Below are 10079 nucleotides of genomic sequence, written 5' to 3' on the forward strand. Positions count from 1 at the left end.
TTCCCCCACACCCCCCATCCCTCCCTCTCCCAAGATTTTCGACTGATGGGGAGGCTCCCCGACAGGAGTCCGTTCCGGCAACAGACTAAAAAAACTCCTTTCCCTCTCCATATCAAACAATTTCCGAGCCGCCGTGCCCTTAAAAAAGACGGCCCCTGACGGCCTTGGAGCGAATGAAAAGGGTTCCGTGTCCGGCGCAAGCCGGATGCGGAACCCTTTTCATTCGCCCTGAGGGGGTCTGCCCCCCAGCCGCCGGAGGCACTGCCTTTTATCTCCCTACGCGGCGGGCGTGGCGGGCGATGATCTCGTTGTAACGGGCCTTGAACGCCCCGGGCTCGGCAAGCTCAAAACCGGACTGCACCGGACGGAACACAAAGAGTGCCTGAGCCGCCTTGCCGTTGGACCAGCTCATGGGAGCCATGCTCCACTCCATGTTCTGGGCGGAAGCCAAACGCTGGTTCACCTGCGCGGGCGTCCACGGGGTTTGAAGATTCATGACCGAGGCCATGCGGACAAAGTCATACCCGATGCCTTCCCAGAAATCCGGGATGCCCTTGCCGGACTCGGCCATCGCACGCACGAGGGCGCCCGCCGCCGGGGACGGGGACGCCGGATTCCACGCGCCGGGGAAAATCGCCAGATCAAGATTCGCCACATTGACGCTCGAACGGTTGGAAAGCCCCTGCTCCCAAAGGGACGTACCCATCAGCACGAGGCGATCCTCGCCCTGATAGAACAGGAACGGCACGAGCAGCTCCAGATTCTTCCAGCTGTCCGGAATAAAAGCCGCCTGGAAGGTCGACGTCGGGACGGGGGTTTTGCCGCGCATGGTTCCGCCCACGAAACCGCGCATCACCTCGCCCCAGCTGGAGGTGTCGCCGGAAGGGTAGGTCGCTATCTTGGCCGTGGAACCGTTGGTGCGCACGGCCTTAAGGAACAGATCCGTCATGCGCTGCCCGTAAGTATCCGTCGGCGCAAGGACGCCGTAGCTGGAAATGCCGAGATTGCGCGTAAAAGTGAGGACCGCGTCGATTTGATCCTGCGGGCTGGCGAAGAAACGCCACGCGACCGTCCCTTCGTCGCTTCCTTCAAGGCTCGGGAGAAAGGCGAAGACGGCGCGCGATTGCTGGATGCTGCGGGACTTCATCGCGGTATAGCGATCCGCGCGCAAGGGGCCGCCCACCATCACGCACTGCGGGGGCAGCTGAGACAGCTTATCCAGCCAGTCGGAAGACTCCGTATCGATCATGCGGACATCCATCATCATGCCGGACTTGGACAATTCACCCTGCGCGGCCGTGGCACCCGCAGCGATCTTGTTGCCGAACGGCCCGTACGCTCCGCTCAGAGGCAAGGCCAAGGCCACACACCCGGAACTGAACGACGGCTGCCCTGCGCCGCCCGCACCGGAAAGCTTGCTCTGCACATCGAGCCACGCGGAGCTGTTTTCCGCTCCGGGGACCAGATCCTTCCAGAATTTCAGGGCATTCTGGGCGCCCTGCATGTTGCCGCTGGAAAGGGCCGCCCGAGCCACACGCTCCCACGCCAGCGCGCGCTGATCCGTGGGAAGGGCCGCATCGCGGGCCACCACATTGTACAGGCGCTCGGCTTCGGCATAATTGCCCGCCTTCCACGCCGCATCGGCCTGTTCGGAAAGAGGCTGGCCGCTGACGGCATGGCCGGGCTGGGACGAAGGCGCATACCCGCCGCCGGAGACAAATACGGTACGGCCGCACCCGGCGAGCAGCAGAAGGCACGCCAAAACCATCAAAGCGCCTGCCCGTGCAGGCCGTTTCAGACAACCGTTCATGATTCCCCCAAAAATATGGTTCCATCCGTATGCGATACGCCGCACAGGGAACAAAAAACCCGCAAAAAAGCAGGGGTCGCAACCTAAAAAAGACAGACGACAAGGCGTATCCGTTCCTCATAGGCGTTTCAAGGCTACAGCATGGCGGAAAGCGAGGCAAGCCCGGTTCGCCTAACCACAGGGCTTTGATGCCGGTTTACGCCATTTGACCGGCGTTCGCGGCAAGGGTACAAGGCAAGGGTACCCTCTGTTTTCCCGTAACCACCGCACCTTCTCACGGAGCGTTTTATGAACCTCATCGACCTCATCAGCAAGCACCCCGTCCCGGTCACCCGCTTCCAGCGTCCCTACGTCATCGCCGAAGCCGGTGTGAACCATGAAGGCAGCATGGACATCGCCCGCCGCCTCATCGACGAAGCCGCCCTCGGCGGCGCGGACGCCATCAAGTTCCAGACCTACAAGGCGGGGACCCTCGCCTCCAAGCATTCCCCGGCCTACTGGGACACCAGCAAAGAGCCGACCCCGAGCCAGTACGAGCTGTTCAAAAAGCACGACTCGTTCTGGAAAGGCGAATTCGAAAACCTGAAAAAGCACTGCGATCAGGCCGGTATTGCCTTCATGTCCACCCCGTTCGACGTGGAGTCCGCCAAATTCCTCAACGACATGATGGACGTATTCAAAATATCCTCTTCGGACCTCACGAACCGCCCCTTCATCGAGTTCATGTGCGACTTCAAGAAACCCATCATCATGTCCACCGGGGCGGCCAGCCTTGCTGAAATCGCCGAGGCCGTGAGCTGGATTGAAGCCAAGGGCAATCCGCTGGCCCTGCTCCATTGCGTGCTGAATTATCCCACTATGGACGAAAACGCCGCGCTCGGCATGATCCCGGCCCTCGTCCGCCATTTCCCGCAGCACGTCATCGGCTACTCCGACCACACCCTGCCCAACGACATGAAGGTGCTGGAAGTCGCCACCCTGCTCGGCGCACAAATCCTTGAAAAACATTTCAGCCACGACAAGACGCTGCCCGGCAACGACCATTACCACGCTATGGACTACAAGGATCTCCAGCTTTTCCGCCAGAATTTCGAGCGGACGCTGTCCATGATCGGGGAAATGCGCATCGAAGCGCTGGCCTCCGAGGAGCCCGCCCGCCAGAACGCCCGCCGCTCCCTCGTCGCCAACCGCAACATCCCCGCCGGGAAGATCATCGACAAGGACGACCTCACGTGGAAGCGTCCCGCTGGCGGCATCAGCCCCCGTCACTACTATGAAGTGCTCGGCATGGCCGCCCGCGCCGACATCGAGGAAGATACCGTCCTCCAGTGGGCGCATCTGGAATAAGAAACGCATGTGCGGGAAGGGGCTGGAGAAGGTCCCCTTTCCTCCGCCCTATCCGTTGCGGGCCGCCTCTTTCCCCAGAATTCCGCACGGAAGAAGGGAATGGAGAGCGCCCGCCACAGTGAACGGCAAGACAATCATTGAGCATTCGGTTCGTTGTGTTTCAATCTTCCTCAAGTCCGGCGCGATCCGGTGTTTCCCAAGAAGGGAAACGGAGAAACGCGCACATCTTGCAGGAAGACAGGTGTGGGGCCCGAGGGAGGGGAGAAGCAAAGCCAAGGGAGCCTTCTTTCGGGAAAAACATGTCTCCCCTCCCCCGGGATTCCACAACACACATCCAAAAGGGAAACGCCATGAAAAAAATGCTCATTGCCGCCGTATGCCTGATGCTGCTGAACCCGGCTTATGCGGGCGCATCGCTGTTCGGTTCGGACGGCCCGAAGGACACCGACGAGATCACGCCTCTGCAATACGCCTCCCTGCTCGGCCTGCGGGACATCGATCCCGTGATGTTCCGTACGAAGCTGATGCCGCTCATTGACGAAGCCATGAAAGACGGCAAGATCACCGTCGGCGAATGCAAAGAGATCGAAAAGGCAGCCGGGAACGTGGCCCCGGCCTTCTACGCGGCCGCGAAAGCCCCGCGCCTTCAGGACAGCATCTCGGAAACGATGGACAAGGCGAAGAAGGACGGCAAGGAACTGGGGTCGAAACTTGAGGACACCCTCAACAACCAGCTTCCGCAGTTGTTCGACGACGCCATGAACCTGTTCCGGGATCAGATGCGGCAGTACAACAAGGAAAAACCAGAAGCGCCCACAAACCTCTGATTGCCTGCGGCGCGGAAAGAGGCATCTCCTGTGACCACTCAATCCATCACGACGCTGATTCTTGGTACGGCCCCGGAAAACGCGACCCCGGCCACCCACATCCTGGCCGGGCCGTGGTGTACGGCCCCGGCGTCAGCCGAAGAAACCGGTTTCGACATGCCGCCGGAACCGCTGGCCGATCCCGAACGGCTGGAAACGGCCGCCAGGCAGGCGCGCCAGCTCGTCACGCAGCTTGCCCCCCGGCTCCGGGATTACCTGAATGAGCTTTACGGCACGCAGCACGACGACCGCTATTGGGACTTCGTACTGGCCCCGTGGCTTGTCCGCGCCGTGGAAACGCTGATCGACCGCCTGTACCGTGCCGCCGGGATTCTGGAAACGTTCGGCGGCCGCCCTCTTTCCGTGCCCGTGCTGGACGCTTCGGAATTCGCCTTCGCGGACACGCAGGACTTCATCATGGGCGGCATCCTCAATCCTCAGTGGAACCACTGGCTGTTTTCCCGCCTGCTGAAACGGGACTGGCCCGCCGCATGGACAGCCGAGGAACTGCCGCCCGTCCGGCGCGAGGCCGCCCCGACCAGACGGGAAAACCTCTTGAAGCATGTCGCGCGGAACATCCTGTTCAGCCTGCCCTTTCCCCGCGTCAAGGGGTTCAGCCTCAGGCAGTCGTTCGATCTGTCCGTCGTGCTCACGCTCAACCGGGACCGCCGGGACGACACCATCCCGCTCCGGCTGCTCGGCGATCCGTCCGCGCCGCCCCTGCCTCTCGGGTTCACGGAGGACGAGGCCTTTGCTCTCGCCGTCGCCCTGCTCCCCGAATCCCTGCGGAAAGCGTCCATCCCGCAGACGCTCGGCCACGAACAGGCCCGCATCCGCTCGCGCGTGGTCAGCGTGGCGGCCTGCGAGGACGACGCCTACCGCATCAAGATGGCCCTGCACCGGGGGCGCGGCTGCCGGATGATCTTCATCCAGCACGGCGGCGAGTACGGCTATATCAGGACTTCCGTGGCCTATCCGCTCGTCGAGTATTGCCAGCACCGCTTCATCACATGGGGATGGAAGCGCCACGGCCTTATGCCCGGCAACTTCCTGCCCCTGCCGCATCCCCAGCTTGCGGCCCTGCGCGACGCGCACCGTGAGAAGTCGCCCACGCTGCTGCTCGTCGGCACTGAGATGGCCTTATTGCCCTATACGCTCAAGTCCATGCTCCGGGGGCGGCAGCAATTCGCCTACCGGGAGGACAAGGCCCGCTTCATGGCCGCCCTGCCCGAAGCACTCCGCAAGCAGTCCCAGTACCGGCCCTATTTCGACGTCCCTTCCTCGCTTGAGGACGCCCCGTGGCTGCTCCGGCGGTTCCCCGAGGTAACGCGCTGCACTGGCCCCCTCGAGCCGCGTCTGCTCGGCTGCCGCCTGCTTGTGCTCGATCACGCAGGGACGACGCTGGCGCAGGCGCTTGCCGCGAACATCCCGTTCCTGCTCTACTGGAACCCCGAGACCGCCAGCTTCACCCCCGAAGCCCTGCCGCTGCTCGGCAAGCTCCGGGAAGCGGGCATCCTGCACGACACGCCGGAATCCGCCGCAGCCAAGGCCGCCGAAGTCTGGGGCGACGTGCCCGGCTGGTGGGCCTCCGTCCGCGCCGCGTGCAAGCCGTGGGCGTCGCAGCACGCCCTCACGAACAAGGACGACGTCCCGCATGTGTGGAAGCTCGTGTTGAAGGATGTATAGAAGAGAAGATTGGAGGGGGAAGGGGAAACTTTCTGGAGAAAGTTTCCCCTTCCCCCCCCTCCCAAAACCTCCCCCCTTCCTCTTCAAAGACTTTCGACTGGTGGGGAGGCCGCGCGGCAGGAGTTCGTTCCAATCCGGGGTAGAAAAAATCAAGGCACCCTTTTTCACCTGTTCAAAATATATCCCTTTCAACAACAAAGAGCCTGAACACATTGTTCAGGCTCTTCTTTTTGCCCACAGGGAAAGCGGGGAAAAGGGATTCGATAAAGTCGAAAGTCTTTGGAAAGGGAGGGATGGGGTTTGGGGAAGGGAGGGAAAAGCTTTTCTTCAGAAAAGTTTTCCCTCCCTTCCCCAATCTTTCCCTTACTCGACGGCTTTCCCAATCCTGTTCAAACGGATGTTGCTGAGGCCGTCGGCAGACCAGTAGATGCGCCACGCCTTGCCGCGGATATCGTTGCGGTCAAGGAAGCCCCAGAAACGGGAATCGGCGGAATCGTCGCGGTTGTCGCCGAGCGCGAAAAACTTGTCGGCGGGCACGGTGATCGGCCCCCAGTTGTCGCGGCCCGGAATCATGATGAGCGGCTGCGAATGCTGCGTGTACGGCTCCTGCACTTCAACGCCGTTGCGGTACAATACCTTGTTCCGCATCTCCAGCGTGTCGCCGGGAACGCCCACAATGCGCTTGATGTAGTCGAGGCTCCGATCCTTGGGGTAACGGAACACGATGATGTCCCCGACCTTGGGCTCGACGCCGCGGATCAGGTAGTCGTCATTAAAAGGATTCCGAAGGCCGTAGAGGAATTTGTTGACCAGCAGGTGATCGCCGATCTGGAGCGTTTCCAGCATGGAGCCGGACGGAATCTTGAACGCCTGCACGACGAACGTGGTCAGGACCAGAGCCAGAGCTACCGCCCAGATGAGCGCCTCGGCGTATTCCCCTATCACGGTCTTGCGAAACCTCTGGATGAGAGAAAGTTGTTCATTCATAAAGAAGGGGGTCCATTAGGAAAAGTGCCCTTCAATCCCTTTGGGAACGGCGGATGCCTTTTCCCGGGCTTGCGGCACGAGCGTTTGAGGAGAGGAGTACGGGGAGGGGGGCTCCTTACAATGAGCCCCCTTCCCCATAGGATTTTTTACAGAACTTAACAGTATTTGGCTTCGATCTCAGCCCCGGCGACGGCAACGTCGGACTTGAACCGCTCGCGGGAAATACGGATCTGATGGGCAAGCTCAGGATCGTGAAGCGCGAGGATCTGGGCGGCCAGCCAAGCGGCGTTCCGGGCCCCGGCCTTGTCAAGGGCGACGGTGGCGACGGGGAATCCGGGAGGCATCTGCACGGTGGCGAGCAGCGCATCCATGCCGCCGAGCGGAGACGCGGCGACAGGGATGCCGATAACGGGTTTCATGGTGCGGGCGGCAACCGCGCCGGCGAGATGGGCGGCCATGCCGGCGGCGCAGATGAACACCTCACAGCCCGCGGCTTCCAGCGAATCCACGAGTTCGGCGGTACGTTCGGGGGTACGGTGGGCGGAAGTCACCGTGAAGCGGAACGGAATGCCGAGCTTTTTCAGGATGTCGGCGCAGGGGGCGACGGTGGCTTCGTCGGATGCGGAGCCGATAAAGACAGCTACCTTGGCTTTTTCCATACTACAGTCTCCTCAGGCCCTTCGCACCGATGTCTGAACGATGCTGGCTCTTTTCCATGTCGATCTTGGCGACAGCTTCATAAGCGCGCTTCTGAGCTTCGGCAAGCCCCTTCCCAAGCGCGGTCACGCACAGCACGCGGCCACCGCTAGACAGGGTGCGGGAACCTTCGCGCTTCGTGCCCGCCTGAAACACCTTGGTGTCCGGCAGGGCGTCCACGGCGTCGATACCCTTGATTTCCATTCCTTTCGGATAACTGCCGGGATAGCCTTCGGCGGCGATGACCACGCCGAGCGCGGATTCGGGCCGGATGGACAGCTTGACCTCATCAAGCCGCCCGTCAATGCAGGCGTCCATGATCTCCAGCAAATCGCTTTCAAGACGCATCAGCAGGGGCTCACATTCCGGGTCTCCGAAACGGACGTTGTATTCCAAAACTTTCGGGCCGTCTTTGGTCATCATCAGGCCGGCATAAAGGATACCGGTGAAAGGATGCCCCTGCCGGGCCATTTCGGCGAGGATCGGGCGGATGGCGATGTCGGCCATCTTTTCCAGTTCCGCATCGGGCACGATCGGGGCCGGGCTGTAGGCGCCCATACCCCCGGTATTGGGGCCGGTGTCGCCGTCGAAAACGGCCTTGTGATCCTGCGCGGAAGGCAGCGGGAGGGCCGTTTTCCCGTCGCAGAACGCCAGCAGCGACACTTCCTCGCCCACCAGAAATTCTTCGATGACCACACGGCTTCCGGCCGCGCCGAACACGCCGCCCATGATCTGGTTGAGCGCTTCGAGCGCCTCTTCCTTGGTCTGGGCCACGACGACGCCTTTGCCCGCCGCAAGGCCGTCCGCCTTGATGACGATGGGCGCGCCCTTTTCTTCCACAAAGGCCTTGGCGGCTTCCAGTTCGGTGAATACGCCGCAGGCGGCGGTAGGAACACCCGCTTTCTGCATGATGTCCTTGGCGAAAGCTTTGCTGCCCTCAAGCTGCGCGCACCACTGGCTCGGGCCGAAGCAGCGGATGCCCGCCTGAGTCATGGCGTCCACGACGCCGAGGGTGAGGGGAAGCTCCGGTCCGGGAATCACGAAATCAATGACGTTTCCCTTGGCAAAAGACACCAGACCGGCGACGTCGCTATCCTTCAGGGGGATATTTTCCCCTTCCTGCGCGGTCCCGCCGTTGCCGGGAGCACAGTAGATTTTCTCGGCTTTTCCGCTTCGGGCGACCTTCCACGACAAAGCGTGTTCGCGTCCGCCGGACCCGATGATGAGCACGCGCATGTACTTTCCCTCCAAAATATTTTCTGCTAAATAGCAAACTTTCGTTTGTTTGAATCGACCGACACTAGCCGTTTACCGTCGAAAAGACAACCGGCAACCCTGTTGCCGCCCCCCTGCCGGAGAGACGCCATGTCACCTGCCAAGCCCCGCTTCCTTCCCCATCTTCCCGCCGATTTCCTTGCCGAACACCAGCTCGCGGGCGTCCGATGGTCGGTGCAGCAGGCCATGAAGAGCCCCCAGTACCGCGCCAAGCTCGCCGCCGCGGGCATTGCCTGCGGCGAGGACATCAAGACCCTTGATGATGTCCGCCGTCTGCCCTTTTCGGACGTGACCGACCTGCGCGATGGCTACCCCCTGCCCCTGCTTTGCGTGGAGCCCTCCGAAGTCGTGCGCGTGCACGCCTCGTCCGGTACGACCGGCAAACGCAAAATCCTCGCCTACACCCAGAAGGACGTGGACACGTTCGCGCTCCAGATGGCCCGCTGCTACGAGCTTGCCGGGCTGACCACGGAAGACCGTATGCAGATTGCCGTGGGGTATGGCCTGTGGACCGCCGGAGCGGGCTTCCAGCTCGGCAGCGAGCGCTTCGGGGCGCTCACCATCCCCGTGGGCCCCGGCAACATCGACATGCAGCTCCAGCTTCTTGTGGACCTGCAGACCACCTGTATCGGCTGCACCTCCTCAATGGCCCTTCTCCTTGCCGAGGAAGTGGAACGCCACAATCTGCGCGACAAGATCGCACTCAAGAAGATCATTTTCGGTTCCGAGCCGCACAGCCTCAAAATGCGCCAGAGTTTCACCGAAAAACTCGGCCTTGAGGCCAGCTACGACATCGCGGGCATGACCGAGATGTACGGCCCCGGAACGGGCTTGAACTGCGAGGTCGGGGAAGGCATCCATTACTGGGCGGACCTTTTCTATATCGAGATCATCGATCCCCACACGCTCCAGCCCGTTCCCGAAGGCGAAGTCGGCGAAATGGTCGTGACCTCTCTGTCCAAAGAAGCCGTGCCGCTCATCCGTTACCGTACGCACGACCTCAGCCGACTCATTCCCGAACCCTGCCCCTGCGGGCGCGCCATCCCGCGCCACGGACACATCCGCGGGCGTTCGGACGACATGATCATTTTCCGTGGCGTGAACATTTATCCCGGCCAGATTGCCGACGTGCTGAATCTCTATCCCGATGTGGGCGGCGAGTATCACATTGAACTTACCCGCTCGGAAGGGCTCGACTACATGCGTCTGCGCGTGGAGCGTCAGTCGGGCGTCGGTTCCGGCAACGACGCGGGGATCGCCCGCGCCATCGGCGACGAGATGCACAAGCGCATCATGGCCCGCATCAGCGTCGAGATCGTCGATCCCGGCGCGCTGCCGCGTACCTTCTCCAAGGCCAAGCGCATCACCGATTTGAGGCTGAGTGATTGAGAGTGAGGGGTGGTTTTGAGATT

General features: G+C 61.8%; 8 protein-coding genes. 4 read left to right on the top strand and 4 right to left on the bottom strand.

What is annotated here, in order from left to right; genetic code table 11:
- Positions 1–268: 268 nt before the first annotated feature.
- A complete protein-coding gene (locus tag HMPREF0178_RS08410) occupies positions 269–1768 on the bottom strand; it encodes a penicillin-binding protein activator (RefSeq protein WP_009368326.1) in 1500 nt (499 codons plus the stop codon).
- A gap of 330 nt (positions 1769–2098) precedes the next feature.
- On the opposite strand from HMPREF0178_RS08410, the gene HMPREF0178_RS08415 reads away from it, so the two are divergent.
- The 3 genes from HMPREF0178_RS08415 (at position 2099) to HMPREF0178_RS08425 (ending at position 5709) form a co-directional block, all read left to right on the top strand.
- Positions 2099–3157, top strand: coding sequence for an N-acetylneuraminate synthase family protein (locus HMPREF0178_RS08415; protein WP_009368327.1), 1059 nt, complete (start codon positions 2099–2101; stop codon positions 3155–3157).
- Positions 3158–3507: 350 nt separating this feature from the next.
- Positions 3508–3984, top strand: coding sequence for a hypothetical protein (locus HMPREF0178_RS08420; protein WP_009368328.1), 477 nt, complete (start codon positions 3508–3510; stop codon positions 3982–3984).
- 30 nt (positions 3985–4014) lie between these two features.
- A complete protein-coding gene (locus HMPREF0178_RS08425) occupies positions 4015–5709 on the top strand; it encodes an LIC12162 family protein (RefSeq protein ID WP_009368329.1) in 1695 nt (564 codons plus the stop codon).
- 363 nt (positions 5710–6072) lie between these two features.
- Here HMPREF0178_RS08425 and lepB read toward each other — a convergent pair whose 3' ends face one another.
- The 3 genes from lepB to purD all read right to left on the bottom strand — a co-directional run bounded on the left by lepB (position 6073) and on the right by purD (position 8628).
- On the bottom strand, positions 6073–6696 hold the full coding sequence (gene lepB, locus HMPREF0178_RS08435) for a signal peptidase I (protein ID WP_009368330.1): 624 nt from the start codon (positions 6694–6696) through the stop codon (positions 6073–6075).
- A gap of 155 nt (positions 6697–6851) precedes the next feature.
- The gene (gene purE, locus HMPREF0178_RS08440; protein WP_009368331.1) at positions 6852–7355 is read right to left on the bottom strand and encodes a 5-(carboxyamino)imidazole ribonucleotide mutase; all 504 of its coding nucleotides are present in this window, start codon (positions 7353–7355) and stop codon (positions 6852–6854) included.
- Position 7356: 1 nt separating this feature from the next.
- Positions 7357–8628, bottom strand: coding sequence for a phosphoribosylamine--glycine ligase (gene purD, locus HMPREF0178_RS08445; protein ID WP_009368332.1), 1272 nt, complete (start codon positions 8626–8628; stop codon positions 7357–7359).
- A 129-nt stretch (positions 8629–8757) separates the two neighbouring features.
- Between purD and HMPREF0178_RS08450 the strand changes: the two genes are divergently transcribed.
- Positions 8758–10056, top strand: a complete 1299-nt coding sequence (locus HMPREF0178_RS08450) for a phenylacetate--CoA ligase (RefSeq protein WP_009368333.1) — start codon at positions 8758–8760, stop codon at positions 10054–10056.
- Positions 10057–10079: the final 23 nt, after the last annotated feature.

It is taken from the genome of Bilophila sp. 4_1_30, assembly GCF_000224655.1.
Classification (GTDB): Bacteria; Desulfobacterota; Desulfovibrionia; order Desulfovibrionales; family Desulfovibrionaceae; genus Bilophila; species Bilophila wadsworthia.